This is a genomic window from Microbacterium sp. Clip185 (assembly GCF_028743715.1).
Classification (GTDB): Bacteria; Actinomycetota; Actinomycetes; order Actinomycetales; family Microbacteriaceae; genus Microbacterium.
On sequence record NZ_CP117996.1, the window covers coordinates 1,017,252 to 1,037,360 of the forward strand.

Annotated in this window: 20 protein-coding genes; 17 read left to right on the forward strand and 3 right to left on the reverse strand. The window is 69.6% G+C overall.

The window, feature by feature from the left end:
* The first annotated feature begins 22 nt into the window (after positions 1-22).
* Positions 23-1,099 carry a peptide chain release factor 1 gene (prfA, locus tag PQV94_RS04800; RefSeq protein WP_274287652.1) on the forward strand — a complete coding sequence of 359 codons (1,077 nt, stop codon included), beginning with the start codon at positions 23-25 and terminating at the stop codon, positions 1,097-1,099.
* Positions 1,100-1,109: 10 nt separating this feature from the next.
* On the opposite strand, the gene PQV94_RS04805 is transcribed toward prfA, so the two are convergent.
* The 3 genes from PQV94_RS04805 to cysK all read right to left on the reverse strand — a co-directional run bounded on the left by PQV94_RS04805 (position 1,110) and on the right by cysK (position 4,128).
* Positions 1,110-2,507 carry an amidase gene (locus PQV94_RS04805; RefSeq protein WP_274287653.1) on the reverse strand — a complete coding sequence of 466 codons (1,398 nt, stop codon included), beginning with the start codon at positions 2,505-2,507 and terminating at the stop codon, positions 1,110-1,112.
* A gap of 107 nt (positions 2,508-2,614) precedes the next feature.
* Positions 2,615-3,190 carry a serine O-acetyltransferase EpsC gene (epsC, locus tag PQV94_RS04810; protein ID WP_274287654.1) on the reverse strand — a complete coding sequence of 192 codons (576 nt, stop codon included), beginning with the start codon at positions 3,188-3,190 and terminating at the stop codon, positions 2,615-2,617.
* Positions 3,190-4,128 (reverse strand): cysteine synthase A, encoded by a 939-nt coding sequence (cysK, locus tag PQV94_RS04815; RefSeq protein WP_274287655.1) that lies wholly within the window; start codon positions 4,126-4,128, stop codon positions 3,190-3,192. Before cysK ends, epsC begins: the two co-directional genes overlap by 1 nt.
* Positions 4,129-4,225: 97 nt before the next feature.
* Between cysK and prmC the strand changes: the two genes are divergently transcribed.
* From prmC to PQV94_RS04895, 16 genes are all read left to right on the forward strand, one after another.
* Positions 4,226-5,131, forward strand: a complete 906-nt coding sequence (gene prmC / locus PQV94_RS04820; RefSeq protein WP_274287656.1) for a peptide chain release factor N(5)-glutamine methyltransferase — start codon at positions 4,226-4,228, stop codon at positions 5,129-5,131.
* Positions 5,132-5,197: 66 nt separating this feature from the next.
* Complete coding sequence (locus PQV94_RS04825; protein ID WP_274287657.1) at positions 5,198-5,890, forward strand: L-threonylcarbamoyladenylate synthase; 693 nt, start codon at positions 5,198-5,200, stop codon at positions 5,888-5,890.
* Positions 5,887-7,053 (forward strand): MraY family glycosyltransferase, encoded by a 1,167-nt coding sequence (locus PQV94_RS04830; protein ID WP_274287658.1) that lies wholly within the window; start codon positions 5,887-5,889, stop codon positions 7,051-7,053. Before PQV94_RS04825 ends, PQV94_RS04830 begins: the two co-directional genes overlap by 4 nt.
* Positions 7,050-7,547, forward strand: coding sequence for a hypothetical protein (locus PQV94_RS04835; RefSeq protein WP_274287659.1), 498 nt, complete (start codon positions 7,050-7,052; stop codon positions 7,545-7,547). Before PQV94_RS04830 ends, PQV94_RS04835 begins: the two co-directional genes overlap by 4 nt.
* A 114-nt stretch (positions 7,548-7,661) precedes the next feature.
* A complete protein-coding gene (gene atpB / locus PQV94_RS04840) occupies positions 7,662-8,486 on the forward strand; it encodes a F0F1 ATP synthase subunit A (protein ID WP_443192707.1) in 825 nt (274 codons plus the stop codon).
* A gap of 40 nt (positions 8,487-8,526) precedes the next feature.
* Entirely contained in the window at positions 8,527-8,763 is a 237-nt protein-coding gene (atpE, locus tag PQV94_RS04845) for a F0F1 ATP synthase subunit C (protein WP_137416467.1), read from the forward strand.
* A 28-nt stretch (positions 8,764-8,791) separates the two neighbouring features.
* Positions 8,792-9,352: a F0F1 ATP synthase subunit B gene (locus tag PQV94_RS04850; RefSeq protein WP_274287660.1), complete on the forward strand. Its 561-nt coding sequence runs from the start codon at positions 8,792-8,794 to the stop codon at positions 9,350-9,352.
* Positions 9,352-10,143 (forward strand): F0F1 ATP synthase subunit delta, encoded by a 792-nt coding sequence (locus PQV94_RS04855; RefSeq protein WP_274287661.1) that lies wholly within the window; start codon positions 9,352-9,354, stop codon positions 10,141-10,143. The genes PQV94_RS04850 and PQV94_RS04855 overlap by 1 nt, the downstream gene beginning before the upstream one ends.
* A gap of 63 nt (positions 10,144-10,206) precedes the next feature.
* Positions 10,207-11,847: a F0F1 ATP synthase subunit alpha gene (atpA, locus tag PQV94_RS04860; protein ID WP_274287662.1), complete on the forward strand. Its 1,641-nt coding sequence runs from the start codon at positions 10,207-10,209 to the stop codon at positions 11,845-11,847.
* An 18-nt stretch (positions 11,848-11,865) separates the two neighbouring features.
* Positions 11,866-12,771 (forward strand): F0F1 ATP synthase subunit gamma, encoded by a 906-nt coding sequence (locus tag PQV94_RS04865; protein ID WP_274287663.1) that lies wholly within the window; start codon positions 11,866-11,868, stop codon positions 12,769-12,771.
* Between the two features lie 17 nt (positions 12,772-12,788).
* Complete coding sequence (gene atpD / locus PQV94_RS04870; RefSeq protein ID WP_274287664.1) at positions 12,789-14,243, forward strand: F0F1 ATP synthase subunit beta; 1,455 nt, start codon at positions 12,789-12,791, stop codon at positions 14,241-14,243.
* Positions 14,244-14,245: 2 nt separating this feature from the next.
* A complete protein-coding gene (locus tag PQV94_RS04875; protein ID WP_274287665.1) occupies positions 14,246-14,506 on the forward strand; it encodes a F0F1 ATP synthase subunit epsilon in 261 nt (86 codons plus the stop codon).
* Positions 14,507-14,571: 65 nt separating this feature from the next.
* The gene (locus tag PQV94_RS04880) at positions 14,572-15,321 is read left to right on the forward strand and encodes a YaaA family protein (RefSeq protein WP_274287666.1); all 750 of its coding nucleotides are present in this window, start codon (positions 14,572-14,574) and stop codon (positions 15,319-15,321) included.
* Positions 15,322-15,440: 119 nt separating this feature from the next.
* On the forward strand, positions 15,441-16,292 hold the full coding sequence (locus PQV94_RS04885) for a DUF5684 domain-containing protein (RefSeq protein ID WP_274287667.1): 852 nt from the start codon (positions 15,441-15,443) through the stop codon (positions 16,290-16,292).
* A 145-nt stretch (positions 16,293-16,437) separates the two neighbouring features.
* A complete protein-coding gene (locus tag PQV94_RS04890) occupies positions 16,438-17,208 on the forward strand; it encodes a PP2C family protein-serine/threonine phosphatase (RefSeq protein WP_274287668.1) in 771 nt (256 codons plus the stop codon).
* 88 nt (positions 17,209-17,296) lie between these two features.
* Positions 17,297-20,077 carry an FtsK/SpoIIIE domain-containing protein gene (locus tag PQV94_RS04895; protein WP_274287669.1) on the forward strand — a complete coding sequence of 927 codons (2,781 nt, stop codon included), beginning with the start codon at positions 17,297-17,299 and terminating at the stop codon, positions 20,075-20,077.
* Positions 20,078-20,109: the final 32 nt, after the last annotated feature.

Genomic DNA, 20,109 nt, shown 5'->3' on the forward strand with positions numbered 1-20,109 from the left:
GTCGGCCGTGTCCGATTCCGGCATGTTCGAGTCCGTCCGCGGACTCCTCGACGAGCACAGGGCGGTCCAGGAAGAGCTCTCCGACCCCGCCCTGCACGCCGATGCCGCGCGTGCGAAGCGGGTGAACCGGCGGTATGCAGAGCTCTCCCGCATCGTCCACGCGTATGAAGCGTGGCAGGGCGCTGTCGACGACCTCGCGGCCGCCCGCGAGCTCGCGGGCGAGGACGCGGCCTTCGCCGACGAGGTGCCGGCGCTCGAAGAGCAGCGCGACGCCGCCCAGGAGCGGCTGCGGCGCCTGCTCATCCCGCGCGACCCCGACGACGCGCGTGACGTGATCATGGAGATCAAGGCAGGCGAAGGCGGCGCCGAGAGCGCACTGTTCGCGGCCGATCTGCTGCGCATGTACGTGCAGTATGCGGCGTCGCAGGGGTGGAAGACCGAGCTGCTCGAACGCAACGAGTCGGACCTGGGCGGTTACAAGGACGTCCAGGTGGCGATCAAGGGTGCCAGCACCGACCCCGCGGCCGGTGTCTGGGCGCACCTGAAGTACGAGGGCGGTGTGCATCGTGTGCAGCGGGTGCCGGCGACCGAGTCGCAGGGCCGCATCCACACCTCGACCACCGGTGTCCTCGTCTTCCCCGAGGTCGATGAGCCGGAGGAGATCCAGATCGATCAGAACGATCTGAAGATCGACGTCTTCCGCTCCTCCGGGCCCGGTGGCCAGTCGGTGAACACGACCGACTCCGCCGTGCGCATCACCCACGTCCCCACGGGCATCGTGGTCTCGATGCAGAACGAGAAGAGCCAGCTGCAGAACCGTGAGGCCGCGATGCGCGTGCTGCGCGCTCGCCTGCTCGCCAAGCAGCAGGAAGAGCGCGACGCGGCCGCATCCGATGCTCGACGCTCGCAGATCCGCGGGATGGATCGCTCCGAGCGCATCCGCACGTACAACTTCCCCGAGAACCGCATCGCCGACCACCGCACCGGCTACAAGGCCTACAACCTCGATCAGGTCATGGACGGCGCCCTCGGACCGATCATCGAGTCCGCGATCGCCGCGGACGAAGAGGCACGATTGGCGGCGCTCGCGGGGGAGTGAGCGCGACCCGTCACCAGACGGGCGGATGCGCCAGCGCGCCGCGGTGGTCCTCCAGCTGCGCCGCGAGCGAGAGGACCGCGGCCTCGCCGCCGGGCCGCCCGACGAGCTGAACAGACACCGGGTGCCCCGATGCGGCGACCGACACCGGGAGCGTCACAGCGGGCAGCCCCGCGACGTTGACGAAGCTCGAGTAGGGCGCATACTCCACCTGGAGGGCGAAGGTGCGCAGCGGATCGTGTCCGTCGTACCAGCCCACCGGGTGCGGCGTCTGTGCGAGGGCGGGCATGAGAACCGCCTCGTAGGGTGCGAAGGCGGCGATGGTCTGACGCTCGAACGCGCGCGCGGCGCTCAGCGTCTCCAGCGCCTCGATACCCGACAGGGCGCGCCCCTCCCGCACGAGCCAGGCGGTCAGCGGTTCGACGAGGTCGCTGTCGGACTCCGACAGCGGGATGCGGGCGGCGCTGACACGCCACAGCCTGCGGAACATGTCGGCGTACCCGCGCGGGCGCCAGGCAGCATCCTCGATCTCGTGCCCATCGCGGGCGAGCCAGGATGCGGCACGCGCGACGGCCTCGCGCGCATCGGGATCCAGGCGGATGTCCTCGTCGTCGTCCCACGGAGAGACGGTGGTGACGCCGATGCGGGCGGGCTGCGGAATCCGTCGCACGGCATCGAGGAGGCTGCCCGAGCGGGGCGCCGCGGTCGCATACGGGTAGGGCGCGAGCTGCGCCAGGACGTCGAACAGGTAGGCCGCATCGGCGACGCTGCGCGCGAGGGGACCGGTGACCGCGAGCTGGTCGGGGGAGTCCATCCCCGATCCGATCGGCAGGCTTCCACGAGACGGCTTCAGTCCCACGATGCCGACGGTCGCGGCGGGGATGCGGATCGAGCCGCCGCCATCCGAGCCGACCGCCGCCGGCAGCAGACCCGCGGACACGGCGACGGCGGCGCCGCCGCTCGAGCCGCCGGCGCCGTTCGCCGGGTTCCAGGGATCGCGCGCCGGTGTCCCGGCGAGCGGCTCCGTGTAGCCGGTGAGGCCGAACTCGCTCGTCGACGTCTTGCCGACGTTCACGGCGCCCGCGGCATCGAGGGCGACAGCCAGCGGATCGGATTCGGACGGGACGTGATCCGCGCGGGAGCGGGAACCGTACCGGGTGGGCACGCCGGCACGCGCCACCAGGTCCTTGTCCGCGTGGGGGACGCCGTGGAGCGGGCCGCGTGCGGTGGCCCGGGAGAGCTGTCGCGCGCGCTCGAGCGCGGCGTCGGCGGTCACCTCGGCGAACGCCCCCAGGTCGGCGTGCGCCGCGATGCGCGCCAGATAGTGCCGGGTGACCTCGAGCGGGCCGAGGGCGTCGCCCTGCAGCATCTGCGCCAGCTCGACGAGGGACAACTCGTGCAGCTCGGTCATCCCCCGAGCGTACGACGCCGCGACATGTGCACGACCGGCGGTGCGGGAGTGTCCCGGTGGGGCGGATGCGGCGCCGAAACCCGAACGGGTCGTGCAGACATCGCGGGCTAGATCGAGTACTCGGGTGCCGTGAGCAGCGCGCGGGTGTCCTCGCCGCGTCCGCGTGGCCGCGCCTTGGCCGGCACGCCGACCAGCACGCTGTCGGCCGGGGCGTCGCGGGTGACCACGGCGTTGGCTCCGACGACGCTGTGCGCGCCGATGTGCACCGGCCCCAGGATCTTGGCCCCCGCTCCGACCGCGACGCCGTTGCCGAGCGTCGGGTGCCGCTTGCCGCCTTCGCGCTGACGGCCGCCGAGGGTCACACCGTGGTACAGCATCACGTCGTCGCCGACCTCGGCCGTCTCTCCGATCACGACGCCCATGCCGTGATCGATGAAGAAGCGACGGCCGATCCGAGCCCCGGGATGGATCTCGATGCCCGTGAGCCATCGTGTCACCTGGGATCCCGCGCGCGCGACGAAGCGCAGGCGACGACGCCACAGCGCGTGCCAGACGCGATGCGCCCAGATCGCGTGGAGTCCCGGGTACAGCAGGGCGATCTCCACCCCGCCGCGAGCGGCCGGGTCCCGCATCCGGGCGGCGGCGATGTCCTCCCGGATGCGGCGAATCAGGGCGAAACGCATCAGTCCTCGCGCAGGTCTTCGAACAGTGCAGTCGTGAGGTAGCGCTCGCCCGCCGACGGGATGATCACGACGATGTTCTTGCCCGCCGCCTCGGGACGCGCGGCGATCTGCAGGGCCGCCCAGATCGCGGCGCCGCTGGACATGCCCACGAGGACGCCGTCCTTGGCCGCGGTCTCGCGTGCCACGCGGATCGCGTCGTCGAACTCGACGTCGATGACCTCATCGATGATGTCGCGGTTGAGGATGGCCGGGACGAAGTTCGGCCCGATGCCCTGGATCTTGTGCGGTCCGGGGTGCCCCTTGGTGAGGATGGGGGAGTCGGCGGGCTCGACGGCGACGATCTTCACGCCCGGCACGCGCTCCTTGAGCACCTCGCCGACACCCGTGATCGTGCCGCCCGTGCCGATGCCGGCGACGAAGTAGTCGACCTTGCCGTCGGTGTCGCGCAGGATCTCCTCGGCCGTGGTCCGGCGGTGGATGGCGGGGTTCGCCTCGTTCTCGAACTGGCGGGCCCAGACGGCGCCGGGCGTCTCTGCGACGATGCGCTTGGCTTCGTCGACCGCGAACGACATGCCCTTGGTCGGGTCGGTGAGCACGAGCTCGGCGCCGAAGGCCTTCAGCAGGATGCGACGCTCCTTCGACATCGAGGCGGGCATCGTCAGGATGACGCGGTAACCGCGGGCGGCTCCGACCATCGCGAGGGCGATACCGGTGTTGCCGCTCGTGGACTCCACGATCGTGCCGCCGGGCTTCAACTCCCCGGAAGCCTCCGCGGCGTCGACGATCGCGATACCCAGGCGATCCTTCACGCTGGAGGCGGGGTTGTAGAACTCGAGCTTGGCCAGGACGACGCCGTCGACGCCCTCCGTCACGCGGTTCAGACGCACGAGAGGCGTCTCGCCGAACGCGGAGGTGATGTCGGAATGGATGCCGGGCATGACGCGACCTTTCGAGTCGGGGACGAGGTGCGCCCAGCCTAGGGGAGCAATCTCGCCGGAGGCCGAGTATGACGCACCGGGTAGGCTGAGCGGGCTCATGTGCCCTTCCACGCCCTCCGATCAGTACGTCCACGCGCCCGCGACATCGCGGGTCGATGTCGTCCTCGGCGACGTCTCGGCGCGCTTCGCGCGCGCCGGCATCGTCGATCCACGCGTCGATGCGGAGCTTCTCGTAGCCCACGTCATGGGAATCGGGCGCGGCGAGGTGCAGGCCGCCGCCATCCGTGCAGCAGAGCTGCCCGCCGATGCGCTCGAGCGACTCATGCGCCTCGTCGAACGCCGGGCGGCACGCGAGCCGCTGCAGCATCTGACGGGTGTCGCCCCGTTCCGGCATCTGGAGCTCTCGGTGGGGCCCGGCGTGTTCGTCCCGCGCCCAGAGACCGAGATGGTCGCCCAGCTGGCCATCGACGCGCTGCGCGCCAGCGCGTCGCCCGAGCCGGTCGCTGTCGACCTCGGAACCGGTTCCGGCGCGATCGCCCTGGCGATGGCGACTGAGGTCCCGCACGCGCGGGTGCACGCCGCGGAGAACTCCGTCGACGCATTCATCTGGGCCAAGGAGAACTTCGCCCACGTGAACGCCCCGAACGCTCGGCTCGTCTTCGCCGACCTGGCCGAGGCGTTCGGCGACCTCGACGGGACAGTGTCCGTCCTGGTGTCGAACCCGCCGTACGTTCCGGCCGAGGCCGTTCCGCGCGACCCCGAGGTGCGCCTCTACGATCCGCCGCAGGCGCTGTACGGCGGTGAGGACGGCCTGGACGTCGTGCGCGTGCTCGCTCGTGTCGGATTGCGGCTGCTGCACCCCGGCGGCACGATCATCATCGAGCATGCCGAGGTGCAGGGCGCAGCCGTGCGCGAGGTCCTCACCGCATCGGGATGGCGGTCGGCCGCCACGCATCCCGACCTCACACTGCGCGACCGGGCCACCACCGCGGTCCGACCCTGATCCCGTGACGCCGGCGCGGCCCCGATCCCCGGTCGGCGGGCGCCTCACACGTAGAATGGAGCCGACATGTCCCCTATCTACGACTGCCGCGACGAATCGCAGCTGCTGACCGGTATGCGCGCAGCCCGCCAGGCCATCGCGCGCGGCGAACTGCTCGTCATGCCCACCGACACCGTGTACGGCGTCGCCGCGGACGCGTTCAACCCCTCAGCGGTCGCGGCGCTGTTAGCCGCGAAGGGACGCGGACGTCAGCAGCCTCCGCCCGTGCTCGTGGCAGGGCTGTCGACCGTGCGTGCGCTCGTGAGCGACCTGCCCGAGCCCATCGAACGGCTCGTCGAGGCGCATTGGCCGGGCGGGCTCACCGTCGTGCTGCCCGCTCAGCCCTCGTTGTCCTGGGATCTGGGGGAGACCCGCGGCACGGTTGCGGTGCGCATGCCCGCGCACCGGCTCGCGCTGGAACTGCTGGAGGAGACCGGCCCGCTGGCGGTCTCGAGCGCCAACCTCACCGGCAAGCCCGCCGCCATCGATGCGAACGCCGCGTTCGAGATGCTCGGCGACAGCGTCTCCGTCTATCTCGACGACGGTGCCAGCAATCGCGGGGTGCCCTCCACGATCCTCGACGCGACGCCGCTCGCCTTCGGCGGAACAGGTCACGCCCGCATCCTCCGCTACGGCGCCGTCGACCGCTCCGAGATCCTGGAGATCCTGGGCGACCGGCTCGAGCCGGAGCCGGATGAGGGCGCGGGCGACTCCGCGTGACGCAGTACCTGCTGATCGCCGTCGTGACGGCGCTCATCACGGCGGCGCTGTCGTGGACCGTCTGGCGCGTCGCCATCCGGTACAAGCTCCATCCCGCAATCCGTGAACGCGACGTCCACACGCGCCCCACACCGCGCCTGGGCGGGATCGCGATGTTCCTCGGGGTGGTCGCGGCCTTCGCCATCTCGTCGACGAACCCGTTCTTCTCGATCTTCTGGATCGACCCGTGGCCGATCCTCTCCATCCTCGGCGCGACCCTGCTGATCGTGCTGGTCGGCATCGCCGACGATCTGTGGGATCTCGACTGGATGATCAAGCTGGGCGCCCAGTTCGTGGCAGCGGGCATCATCGCGTGGTTCGGGCACATCCAGATCTACGCGCTGCCGATCGGCGGGGTCACCGTGGGCTCGAGCTGGATGAGCATCGTGCTCACCGTGTTCTCGATCGTGATCGTCATGAACGCGGTCAACTTCATCGACGGACTCGACGGGCTCGTGGCCGGCGTGTGCCTGATCGCGAACGGCATCTTCTTCGTCTACGCGTACGTCCTCACCCGTGACGTCGGTGCCAGCACGTACTTCAACCTGTCGTCCTTCATCGCCGTCGTCCTGGTCGGCGCGTGCGCGGGCTTCCTGCCCTTCAACTGGCATCGCGCGAAGATGTTCATGGGCGACTCGGGTGCCCTGATGCTCGGGCTGCTCATGGCAACCTCCGCCGTGTCGATCACCGGCAACCTTCCGCCGGCGGCGCTGGATCCCGATCAGCTCGGACGATCGCAGCTGCTGGGTGCCTTCATCCCGATCCTGCTGCCCATCGCCGTCGTCATCCTGCCGTTGCTGGACTTCGGTTCGGCGGTGTTCCGCCGGATGCGGGCGGGCAAGTCGCCCTTCTCTCCCGATCGCAAGCACCTGCACCACCGCATGCTCGACATGGGCCACTCCGACCGTGACGCCGTGCTGATCTTCTACGCGTGGACCGCGATCATCGGGATCGCCTTCCTCCTGATGTACATCGCCACCCGCGAGGACTGGTTCGGCCAGTACTGGATCGGCGTCGCCTTTGGCGTGGTGGGCATCGCCGCCTGCCTCGTCGTCACGTTCCTGCCCGCCCGCCGTCCGAGATCCAGAACCACCCCCGACGAGATCGCCGAGGAAACACCATGAGCGCCCCCACCCCCGTCTCCAGCACCCCCATCCTGCGCACCGCCCTGCTGTGGTTCGCCGCCGTGATCGCCGCGCTGCTGGTCGCCGGCGCCGTCGGGGGGCTGCTCGTCGCCGGCGTCGACGGCCTGATCAGCGCGCTGGTCGGTGTGCTGATCTCCGCCGTCTTCCTCGGGATCACCGCCGGCAGCATCCTCATCGCCAACCGGTGGTTCGGCGACCCGCTCTACGTGCCGATCTTCTTCGGCATCGTCCTGGGCGGCTGGATCCTCAAGCTCGTCGTGTTCGTGCTCGTCATGCTCGCGCTGCGCGGCCAGCCCTGGATCGTGCCGGGCGTCTTCTTCGTCGCCCTCGTCGTGAGCGTCATCGCCTCGCTCGTGGTCGACGTGGTCGTGCTCGTGCGCCGCCGCCTGCCGCACGTGTCGGACACCACGCTGCCGACCGACCCCGAGGAGGGGGATCGCACCGACGACGGCCGACCGTCGGGTTCGGTGTGACTCGCCACCCTGGGAGTTTGATAGGCTGTTCCGGCACCCGACCACGAGCGCCAGAGTGCCCGAGCGCGGTGTACATCATCCATCGTCGCAACGGTTTAGACCGGTGCCCCGAAGTTGGAGCAAGCGCTGTTTAGTCAAGCTGCGACCCTGATCGTTTCCGCCGAGGAATCCGGCCCCGAGTTCCATGCGCCGTCTATCTGGGAGTTCTTCCCGGACGCGATCCTCTTCGAGGGCACGCCCTTCGCGATCACGCGGATCAACCTGATCCAGATCCTGGCCACCGTCGTGCTCGTCGTGCTCTTCCTCGTCGGAACGCGTCGGATGCGGCTGGTCCCCACTCGCTTCCAGAGCGTCGTGGAGATGGGACTCGACTTCGTCCGCGTCAACATCGCGCACGACCTGCTGGGCCGCAAGGACGGCAACCGCTTCCTGCCGATCCTCACGACCATCTTCTTCATGGTCCTGTTCATGAACATCACGGGCATCATCCCGGGTCTGAACATCGCAGGCACCAGCGTCATCGCCGTTCCGCTGCTGCTCGCCGTCGTCGCCTACGTGACCTTCATCTACGCCGGTGTGAAGAAGAGCCCGGGCAAGTTCTTCAAGAACTCTCTGATGCCCTCGGGCGTGCCGTGGCCGCTGTACATCATCATCATCCCGCTCGAGTTCCTCTCGACCTTCATCATCCGGCCGGTGACGCTCACCCTGCGTCTGCTGATGAACATGATCGTCGGGCACCTCATGCTCGTGCTGTTCTTCGCCGCCACGCAGTTCTTCGTCTTCGGGCTCAGCGGTTTCTGGACGCTGCTCGGTGCGGGAACGCTCGCCTTCGGCTTCGCCTTCACACTTTTCGAGATCCTGGTGGCCTTCCTCCAGGCATACGTCTTCACCATCCTGACTGCGGTCTACATCCAGCTCGCCGTCGCTGAAGAGCACTGATCGGGACGGCACCCGCCGCCCACAACGAAAGGAAACATCCGTGGACGCAACTACGGTTCTCGCCCAGGTGACCGGTTCTGTCGCGACGATCGGCTACGGTCTCGCCGCCATCGGCCCCGCCATCGGCGTGGGCATCGTCGTCGGCAAGACGATCGAGGGTGTGGCTCGCCAGCCCGAGCTCGCCGGACGCCTGCAGGTCCTCATGTTCATCGGTATCGCCTTCACCGAGGCGCTCGCCTTCATCGGTATCGCGACCGGCTTCATCTTCGGCGCCTGAGCCCCATCGACCAAAGTAAGGAGACAGGATGCTGAACGCTCTTGTCGCCCGCGCCGCCGAGGAAGGTGGCGCGGCAGCCCCGAGCCCCCTCATCCCCGCGGTGTACGACATCGTCTGGTCGGCGGTGTGCTTCGTCGTCATCCTGTTCGTCTTCTGGCGCGTCGTGCTTCCTCGGATGCAGGAGCTCCTCGACAAGCGGGCCGCCGCGATCGAGGGCAACATCGCCAAGGCCGACGAGGCACAGCGCCAGGCCGAGGCCGCGCTGGAGGAGTACACCGCTCAGCTCGCCGAGGCGCGCAAGGAGGCCGGTGAGATCCGTGAGGTCGCCCGCGAGGACGGCAAGAAGATCGTCGCCGAGGCACGTGAGGCCGCATCGACCGAAGCAGCCCGCGTGAGCGCCCAGGCGCGCGCGCAGATCGAGGCCGAGCGCCAGACCGCCCTGGTCACGCTGCGTTCCGAGGTCGGCACGCTCGCACTCGATCTCGCCGGCGGCGTGATCGGCGAGAAGCTGAGCGACGACAAGGCCGCTCAGGGCGTCGTCGACCGCTTCCTCGCGGAGCTCGAAGCCTCCGAGAAGGCGGCCAAGTAATGGGAAGCGCCACCACGCACGCCCTCGCGGTGACCAACACCGCCCTGGGCGACGCATCCGGTGTGGATCTCGAGGTCGCGGGGGAGCTTTTTCAGGCCGCCCGCGTCCTCGGCTCCTCGTCCGCGCTGGCGGGTGCGGTGTCCGATTCCGCCGCGGCCGCCGACGCGCGCCGCAAGGTCATCGCGGACGTGTTCGGTCCGAGGTTCTCCTCGGTCGCCGTGCAGTTGCTGGAGACCGTGGTGGTGCAGCGCTGGTCTTCCGCTGACGAGCTCGTGGACGGCGTCGAGGAGCTCGCGGTGCGGGCCGCCTCCATCGCGGCACCGGGCGTCGACCTCGAAGGGGAGCTCTTCGGCTTCTCGCGCACGGTCGCGGCCAACCCCGAGCTCGAACTCGCACTGGGTTCGCGCATGGGTGACAACACCGTCAAGGGCGCGCTCGTCGAGAAGCTCCTCCATGGGCGGGCGAGCGCGGCGACGGTGCTGGTCGTTTCCGGCCTCGTGCAGCAGCCTCGCGAGCGTCGTGTCCGCCAGGCGCTCGATCGTGCCCTGTCATTGGTCGCCTCGCAGCGTGGACGCGTCGTCGCCACCGTGACGGTGGCGGCCCCGCTCAGCGATGCGCAGAGCGAACGCCTGCGCGCCACCCTGTCGGCACGCTACGGCGCCGATGTGTCGCTGAGCACGGTCATCGACCCGTCGATCGTCGGGGGACTGCGCGTGCAGATCGCCGACGACGTCATCGACGCGAGCGTCTCCGCGCGTCTCGCCGACCTCCGTCAGCGGCTCGCCGGCTGACAAGACTTCCCGCCGCACCGGCGGAGACTTCGGGGCCGAGGCCCCATGAACCGAAGGAAGACAATGGCAGACATCTCCATCAGCCCCGACGTCATCCGTGACGCCCTGAAGGACTTCGTCGCAGCATACGAGCCGACCGGCGCCGCGACGGCAGAGGTCGGGTCCGTCATCGACGCCGGTGACGGCATCGCGCACGTCGAGGGCCTGCCCGGCCTCATGGCCAACGAGCTCGTCGTGTTCGAAGACGGCACCCAGGGCCTCGCGCTGAACCTCGACGAGAAGGAAGCCGGTGTCGTCGTCCTCGGCGACTTCGCCGGCATCGAGGCCGGTCAGCCGGTCACGCGCACCGGTGAGGTCCTCTCCGCCCCCGTCGGCGACGGCTTCCTCGGCCGGGTCGTCGACCCGCTCGGAAACCCGATCGACGGTCTGGGCGCGATCGAGGCCGAAGGTCGTCGTGCCCTCGAGCTGCAGGCGCCCGGCGTCATGCAGCGCAAGAGCGTGCACGAGCCCCTGCAGACCGGTATCAAGGCGATCGACGCCATGATCCCCGTCGGCCGCGGCCAGCGCCAGCTCATCATCGGCGACCGCCAGACCGGCAAGACGGCCATCGCGATCGACACGATCATCAACCAGAAGGCCAACTGGGACTCGGGCGACGTCAACAAGCAGGTCCGCTGCATCTACGTCGCCATCGGCCAGAAGGGCTCCACGATCGCGTCCGTGAAGGGCGCGCTCGAGGACGCCGGCGCGATGGAGTACACGACGATCGTGGCCGCTCCCGCCTCCGACCCCGCCGGCTTCAAGTACCTGGCTCCCTACACCGGATCGGCCATCGGCCAGCACTGGATGTACGGCGGCAAGCACGTCCTGATCATCTTCGACGACCTGTCGAAGCAGGCCGAGGCCTACCGAGCCGTTTCGCTGCTGCTGCGCCGCCCGCCGGGTCGCGAGGCCTACCCCGGCGATGTCTTCTACCTGCACTCGCGTCTGCTGGAGCGTTGCGCCAAGCTGAGCGACGAGCTGGGCGCCGGCTCGATGACGGGTCTGCCGATCATCGAGACGAAGGCCAACGACGTGTCGGCCTACATCCCGACCAACGTGATCTCGATCACCGACGGCCAGATCTTCCTGCAGTCCGACCTGTTCAACGCCAACCAGCGTCCCGCCGTCGACGTGGGAATCTCGGTCTCGCGTGTCGGTGGTGACGCCCAGGTGAAGTCCATCAAGAAGGTCTCGGGCACGCTGAAGCTGGAGCTCGCGCAGTACCGTTCGCTCGAGGCGTTCGCGATGTTCGCCTCCGACCTGGATGCGGCCTCGCGTCGTCAGCTGGAGCGCGGTGCGCGCCTGACCGAGCTGCTCAAGCAGCCGCAGTACTCGCCGTACCCGGTGGAGGAGCAGGTCGTCTCGATCTGGGCCGGCACCAACGGCAAGCTCGATCAGATCGCCGTCGAGGACGTGCTGAAGTTCGAGCGCGAGCTGCTGGACCACCTGCGTCGCAACACGCAGATCCTCGACACCCTCCGCGACACCAACGTGCTCGACGACGCGACCGTCGCAGAGCTCGAGAAGGTCACTGACGAGTTCATCCTGGAGTTCACCTCCGGTGGCGCCAAGGCCATCGGCGCCCCCGGCAACGAGCAGTTCGCTGCCGCCGAGGTCGAGGACATCAACCAGGAGAAGATCGTCAAGGGCCGTCGCGGCTGACGTACGGAACCGTAAATCATGGGCGCTCAACTCAGGGTCTACAAGCAGAAGATCGCTTCTGCTCAGACGACCAAGAAGATCACGAAGGCGATGGAGCTCATCGCGGCTTCGCGCATTCAGAAGGCGATGACGCGCGTGCGCGCGTCCTCGCCCTTCGCGCAGGCCGTGACGCGGGCCGTGTCGGCCGTCGCGACGTACTCGAACGTCGACCACCCGCTCACTCGTGAGCCCGAGGTGATCCGCCGCTCCGCCGTCGTGATCTTCTCGTCCGACCGCGGATTGGCGGGGGCGTTCAACTCGCAGATCATCCGCGCGGGCCTGGAGCAGGGCGAGCTTCTGCGCAGCGAGGGCCGCGAGCCGGTGTTCTACCTCGTCGGTCGCAAGGCCGTCGGGTTCTTCCAGTTCCGCAAGCTCGAAGCGGCCGCGGAGTGGACGGGCGACACCGACACGCCGCACTTCTCGACAGCTGAGGAGATCGCGGACACGCTGCTCGAGGCCTTCCGCCGCGGCGGCGAGGCGGGCGGAGTGGACGAGATCCACCTCGTGTACAACCGCTTCGTCAGCATGATGACCCAGAGCCCGGAGACCGTGCGTCTCCTGCCGCTCGAGGTCGTCGAGGCGACCGAGGAGGCGTCGTCGTCCGCGGCGGCGGTCTACCCGCTCTACGAGTTCGAGCCGGATGCCGAGGCCGTTCTGGACTCCCTGCTCCCGGTGTACATCCAGAGCCGCGTCTTCAACGCCCTCCTGCAGTCGTCGGCGGCCAAGCACGCCGCCACGCAGAAGGCGATGAAGTCGGCCAGCGACAACGCCGACAAGCTCATCACCGACTACACCCGCCTGCGCAACAACGCGCGTCAGGCCGAGATCACGCAGCAGATCGCCGAGATCGTCGGCGGCGCCGACGCCCTGGCGTCCGGCAAGTAGAAAACGAGGAAGACACCATGACCACCACCGCAACGGCCGATCAGGCGTCCGTCGCCGTCGTCGGGCGCGTCGCGCGCGTGACCGGCCCCGTCGTCGACATCGAGTTCCCGCACGACGCGATCCCCGACATCTACAACGCGCTCAAGACCACGATCACCATCGGCGAGGAGTCGACGGAGATCACGCTCGAGGTCGCCCAGCACCTGGGCGACGACCTCGTGCGCGCCATCTCCCTCAAGCCCACCGACGGCATGGTCCGCGGCCAGGAGGTGCGCGACACCGGCGGCCCGATCACGGTTCCCGTCGGCGACGTCACCAAGGGCAAGGTCTTCAACGTGACCGGCGACGTGCTCAACGCCGCTCCGGGCGAGCAGGTCGAGGTCACCGAGCGCTGGGGCATCCACCGCCAGGCGCCGAGCTTCGACCAGCTCGAGTCGAAGACCGAGATGTTCGAGACCGGTATCAAGAGCATCGACCTGCTGACTCCGTACGTGCAGGGTGGAAAGATCGGCCTGTTCGGCGGCGCCGGCGTCGGCAAGACGGTCCTCATCCAGGAGATGATCCAGCGCGTGGCGCAGGACCACGGCGGTGTGTCCGTGTTCGCCGGTGTCGGTGAGCGTACCCGCGAGGGCAACGACCTCATCGGCGAGATGGAGGAGGCGGGCGTCTTCGACAAGACCGCCCTCGTCTTCGGCCAGATGGATGAGCCGCCGGGGACGCGTCTGCGCGTCGCGCTGTCCGCTCTGACGATGGCGGAGTACTTCCGCGACGTGCAGAAGCAGGACGTGCTGCTGTTCATCGACAACATCTTCCGCTTCACGCAGGCGGGTTCCGAGGTCTCCACGCTGCTGGGTCGCATGCCCTCCGCCGTGGGTTACCAGCCGAACCTCGCCGACGAGATGGGTGTGCTCCAGGAGCGCATCACGTCGACGCGCGGTCACTCGATCACCTCGCTGCAGGCGATTTACGTCCCCGCCGACGACTACACCGACCCGGCTCCGGCGACCACGTTCGCCCACCTCGACGCCACCACCGAGCTCTCGCGTGAGATCGCATCGAAGGGTCTGTACCCCGCGATCGACCCGCTGACCTCGACCAGCCGCATCCTGGACCCGCGCTACATCGGTGAGGACCACTACCGCGTGGCCACCGCCGTGAAGCAGATCCTGCAGAAGAACAAGGAACTGCAGGAGATCATCGCGATCCTCGGTGTCGACGAGCTCTCCGAAGAGGACAAGATCGTCGTGTCGCGTGCGCGCCGCATCCAGCAGTTCCTCTCGCAGAACACCTACATGGCGAAGAAGTTCACCGGCGTCGAGGGCTCCACGGTCCCGATCAAGGAGACCATCGAGTCGTTCGACGCGATCGTCAAGGGCGAGTTCGACCACGTTGCCGAGCAGGCCTTCTTCAACGTCGGCGGCATCTCCGACGTCGAGGCCAAGTGGGCGCAGATCCAGAAGGAGAACGGCTGATCATGCCGCTCAAGGTGAGTCTGGTCTCCGCGGATGCCGAGGTCTGGTCCGGTGAGGCCGACCTGGTCATCGCGAAGACCATCGAGGGCGAGATCGGTTTCATGACCGGTCACGAACCGGTGCTGGCGATCCTCGCCGAGGGCCAGGTGCGCATCACCGAGCCCGGTGGACACAAGATCGTCGCCAACGCGCACGACGGCTTCATCTCCGTCGAGCACGACCAGGTCACGATCGTGGCCGGCAACGCGGCGCTCGTCTCCTGACCCGCATCCCCTGCACACGCCGTCCGCTTTGGCGGGCGGCGTGTGTCGTTCTCCTGGAGTTCACCATGCTCGTGCTGCTGCCGCCATCCGAGACCAAGCGCCCAGGCGGTGCGGGGGCGCCGTGGAACGCGGCGGGCCTCCGGCTGCCTCAGCTGGCGCCCCAGCGCGAAGCGGTCGTGTCGGCGCTCGTGGAGCTCTCGCGCGACGAGGATGCGGCGGCGAAGGTCCTCAAGCTGAGCGCGCGTCAACGCGGGGAGATCGCGGTCAACGCAGCGCTGCGCGCGTCGCCCACGATGCCGGCGGTCGACAGATACACGGGAGTGCTGTTCGACGCGCTCGACGCGTCGTCTCTCGACCCACGGGCGCGACGGTGGCTGGGAGAGCACGTGCTGATCCATTCGGCCCCGTTCGGTCCGGTCGGAGCGCTCGATCCGATCCCGAGCTATCGGCTGAGCGCCGGCGCATCACTGCCGGGGCTTGCTCCACTGCGCCGCCATTGGGCGGAGGCGGTGACGTCGGCGCTCGGGGAGACCGCGGCGCCGTTCATCCTGGACCTGCGCTCGGAGGCCTATGTCGCGCTCGGCCCTGTTCCGCGAGAGACCGCATCCGCCTACGTGCGCGTCGTGACCGTGGGAGAGGAGGGCGAGGTGCGGGCGCTCAATCACTTCAACAAGCACGCCAAGGGAGCACTCGTGCGTCGCCTCGCCCGGGATCGGCCCCGGATCGCGACTCGAGGCGCGTTCCTGCGCTGGGCGGAAGGAGCAGGGCTCGCTGTCGCCGACGCGGAGGAGGGTGAACTTCGCCTGGCGGTATGAGGGTTCATCCCCAACTTCGCGCAAGCCCCTGTCAGCCAACACTCAGGCTCGCTACGATGTGAGCCGCGGGACGGGTGGTTCCGCGAGGCCATCATGCCTCTGACCCGAGAGGATTCCCCGTGAACCCTTATGCGTACAACTACGACTACGGATATTCCGGCGCTGCGGCGTTCGGCATCTTCTTCGCCATCCTCGGCGTCCTCCTTCTGATCGGCGCCGCCGCGTACGTCGTCTCCTCGATCTTCTACGCGAAGCTGTTCGAGAAGGCCGGCGTCGAGGGCAAGTGGCGCGGTTGGGTCCCCGTGTACCGCGAGATGGTGTTCGTGAAGCTCGGCGACCTGAACCCCTGGTGGCTGCTCGTGCTCTTCGGCATCACCTTCGTTCTGAGCCTCATCCCCTACATCGGCACGTTCTTCGCGCTGCTGCCTTCGCTCGCGTCGACGGTGTACCTCGTCATGGCCGCGTATCGCGTGGGGCAGAAGCTGCAGAAGGAGGGCGCGTGGGTCGTGCTCTACTTCTTCCTCAGCATCGTGTGGCTCGGTATCGTCGCGTTCGACAAGTCGCGCTGGAACCCGCAGATCGCACCGGCGCCGTGGGCCCGCAGCTTCCTCGCGGACAATGTCGTGTGGTCGGGCGTTCCGGTGCAGCCGGGCGCTCCCGCGCCGCAGGGTGCCTACGGTGCCCCCGGCGCCTACCCGCCGCCGGCCGGCTACGCCCAGCCGGGCGGATACCCGCAGCAGCCGGGTGCATACCCGCCGCCCCCGCAGCAGGGTGGCTACGCCGCTCCCGGTGCGTACCCGCCGCCCGCGGCGCCGCAGCCGGGCGCGTACCCGCCGCCGGCTTACACCCCGCCCCCCGCCGGTGGTACGCCGGCGCCGAGCGACCCGGCCGCCCCGCCGGCGCCTCCCACGGCTCCGCCGGCACCGCCGACGACGCCCGGATCCGACGAGGCCGAGCCCCCGCGCGGCTGATCATCTCGTCGAGCGAGCCTCCGTTCCCTGCGAACGGAGGCTCGCCGCATTCGGCCCGCCGGGTCTGATCCGGCGGGCGCAGTCGTTAGGATGTGAGGACCGCGCCGGCACCGGCGTGGCCACACCCCCGATGGAAGGACACCGCGTGCCCGAGGCTGCGACCCGGCGGCGCACTGTGCCGCTGCCGCAGGGATCGATCGAGCTCGCCTGGGCTGCCCTGACGGATGTCGGGCGCCGTCGTGAGGTCAATCAGGACGCTGTGTTCGCCGAGTACCCCCTGTTCGTCGTCGCCGACGGGATGGGCGGGCACATCGGGGGAGAGATCGCGAGCTCCAGCACCGTGAACCGCCTCGAGGCGATCGTCGGTTCAGGCTCGGTCACCCCCAAGACCATCGAGAAGGCGCTCGCGAAGGCCGTCAAGGACATCGCCTCGCACCCGGAGGCCACCGACGACGGTACCGGCACGACGGTCACGGGTGTCTTTCTCGAGCTCACCGGAGACGAGCCGCACTGGGTGAGCCTCAACATCGGCGACTCGCGGGTGTATCTGCTCCGCGACGACACCCTCGTCCAGATCACGACCGACCACTCCGTCGTCCAGGAACTGGTCGCAGCCGGGCGTCTCAGTCCCGAGGAAGCCGAGCACCACCCCTACGGAAACGTCATCACGCGTGCGGTCGGGCCGAGCGACAGCGTGCGGCCGGACTACATCCGTCTCGATGTGCTCGACGGCGACCGTTTCGTCGTCTGCTCGGACGGGCTGACCAAGGAACTCACGGACTACGGCATCCAGCACTTCCTGCGGGAGCATGAAGACCCGGCTGACGCTGCGGCGGCCATGATGGATGCCGCGCTCGAGAACGGCGGACGCGACAACGTCACCGTGATCGTTCTCAACGTCACGCGCACCGACTGACTCTCCACACCCTCGCCGCCGCCGCGTTGCGTGCACGCAGGGGCCGGTGCGCGAACCGCCGCGGGAGCAGCCGTTTCACACTGGAGCGGTGTTCACTCCCCAGCCGGCCGCCACACGTACCGCTGCGCCGCCGGCGCAGCTGACCCTGCCGCCGCCGGATCCGCCGCGGCGCCGTCCGCCCGTGCCGTGGCTCGCATCCCTGGCGCCCGTCCTCGGCGCCCTCGTGTTCTGGCAGGTCACGGGCTATGCGGGGGTGCTGTGGTTCGCGCTGCTCGGGCCCCTGATCGCGGTCGCGGGGATGCTGGACGCCGCGCGCGGCGCCCGTCGCGAGGCGAGAGAGCAGCAACGGATGCGTGCTGACGTCGCCGCTCGCCTCCGCGAGGAGATCGACCGGCGTCACGCTGCGGAGCGTTCGGAAGGGATGCGTGCCACGCCCACTCTCGAGGGCTACCTCGACGATGCGGGCGAGCTGTGGCGGCCGCATCCGTCGCGCAGCGGGGTGCTCGTGGTGGGCCGCGGCGAGGTCGTCAGTGACGTGGTGGTCAGTGCGTCGGACGACGCGCTCTCCCGCGAGCTGCTCGCGCGCGCCGGCACCGTCTCGGACGCGCCGGTGACTGTCCCGCTCAGTGCGGGAATCGCCGTGCGGGGGCCGCGGGTGACCGCGGCGGCGGTGGCGCGCGCTCTCGTGCTGCAGCTGTGCTGCGCCCATCCGCCGGGTGCGCTGCGGATCATGACGGCCGATTCGGAGGAAGCGTGGATCGAGGCGCTGCCCCATCATGTCGCGTCCGCTCTGTCCTGTCACCTCGGCGTCGACGCCGCACAGACGCGCGGGCGCGAGGACGCGGCCGTGCTCGTCGTCGAACCGCACGAGGCGGTCCCCACCCGATGCGCCGCCGTCCTGACGCTCGACGACGTCGCCCGCGCCCGGCTCGAGTATGCCGGCCGGGCGGTCGAGGTGCGCGTGGACGTCCTCTCGGCCGGCCAGGCCGCGCGACTCGCGACGGCGCTGGGGGAGCGCTATCGCAGTGCGCCCGGCCGGCGGGAGCTGCCGCCGGCCGTCGAGGCGTCGGAACTGGCGCACCCGCCGACGCGCGATGGTCTCGCGGTGGCGATCGGTGCGGACGGGGGCGGATCCGTCGCCGTAGATCTCGTGTCCGACGGCCCCCACGCCGTTGTGACCGGCATGACCGGGTCCGGCAAGAGCGAACTCCTGGTCACGTGGGTGGCGCAGCTGGCGGCGACGCGGAGCACGCGGGACGTCACGTTCCTGCTCGCGGACTTCAAAGGCGGCACCGCGTTCGACGCGCTCGCTGCTCTGCCGCACGTCGCAGGCGTCCTGACCGATCTCGATCCGCACGCGACGCAGCGGGCGTTGGAGAGTCTCGGGGCGGAGATCCGGCACCGCGAACGCGCCCTGGCCGCCGCGGGGGCCCGCGACATCGCCGACGTCGGCGTCGATCTGCCGCGCTTGGTCGTGGTCGTCGACGAGTTCGCCGCACTTCTGGACGCGCATCGCGAGCTCGGAGCCCTGTTCGCCGATCTGGCTGCGCGCGGGCGGGCGCTCGGCATCCATCTGATCCTCGGCACGCAACGCGCCGCCGGCGTCGTGCGAGAGTCGCTGTTGGCGAACTGTCCGCTCCGGGTGAGCCTGCGGGTCGTCGACGCCGCCGACAGCCGCTTCGTCATCGGCACCCACGATGCTGCTGAGATTGCGGGAGACGCCCCATCCCGCGGCATCGCCTTCGTGCGGCGCGCGGGCGACGCCGAACCGCACGCCGTGCGGGTGGCGCGCACGACCTCCGCGGATGTGGCGGCGATCTGTGATCGGCGTCGTGCGGAGCCCGCGCCGCGGCGGCCCTGGCAGCCGCCGCTTCCGGAGCGCTGGCCCCTTTCGGAGGTGCCGGTGAGCGCCGAGCGCCCTGTCATCGGGCTCGTGGACGAACCGGACAATCAGCGCCAGCGGGCCGCCCGACTCGAGCAGAGCGATGCGGGTGTGCTCGTGCTCGGCGGGCCCGGGAGTGGCAAGACCACGGCGCTCGCCGCGCTCGCCGCGCAGACGCCCGCCCGGTGGCTTCCGGCCGAGCCCGAGGGGCTTTGGGACGCCTTGTGCGAACTCGACGGGGTTGATGACGATCTCGTGCTGCTGGACGATCTGGATGCCGCGCTCGCCGGCTTCCCACCCGACTACGCGGCGGCCGCGCTGGCCATGATCGAGCGATTCTGCCGATCCGCGCGCTCCGCCGGGCGGCGCTTCGCGATCTCGAGCGGTCGGGTCATGGGTCCGCTTGCACGCATCGCCGATCTCCTGCCGAGACGCGTGCTGCTGCGCATGTCGAGCAAGATCGACCACCTCGGGGCGGGAGGCGCCCCCGAGCTCTTCGACATGCACGCTCCTCCCGGGCGAGGCACTCTGGACGGCCGTGTCGTCCAGATCCCGTGGGTGGACGCCTCGCCGCGAACGAACGCCGTGGAGCCGCCTGTCTACGCGGGGGCCGCCGGGCCGGTCGGGGTGGTCATCCGCGAGGGCACGCTGGCGCGACGCGTCACGGCGGCTCTGGCTACGCGGGGCTGCGACATCGTCCAGATCGCGGATGCCGACCGCGCAGTCACCCCCGGAGCGCGTGCGATCGTCGCGGACCCCGAGCTGTGGCAGCGGTCCTGGCCCGTCCTCCAGTCCGTGCGGGCGCGCGGCGATCTGCTCGTGGACGCGGACTGCGCGGCGGAGTATCGCTTGCTCACCGGAGACCGTGCGCTCCCGCCCTTCTGCGCCCCCGGGCGGGGGCGCGCATGGCTCGTGCGTGAGGGGGCAGCGCCAGTGCGCGTGCAACTGCCGGGCATCGAGCCGGCGCGTGCGCGTCGGATTGCTTGACCGCCGGTGGATCCGACCCCTAACGTCTGCTC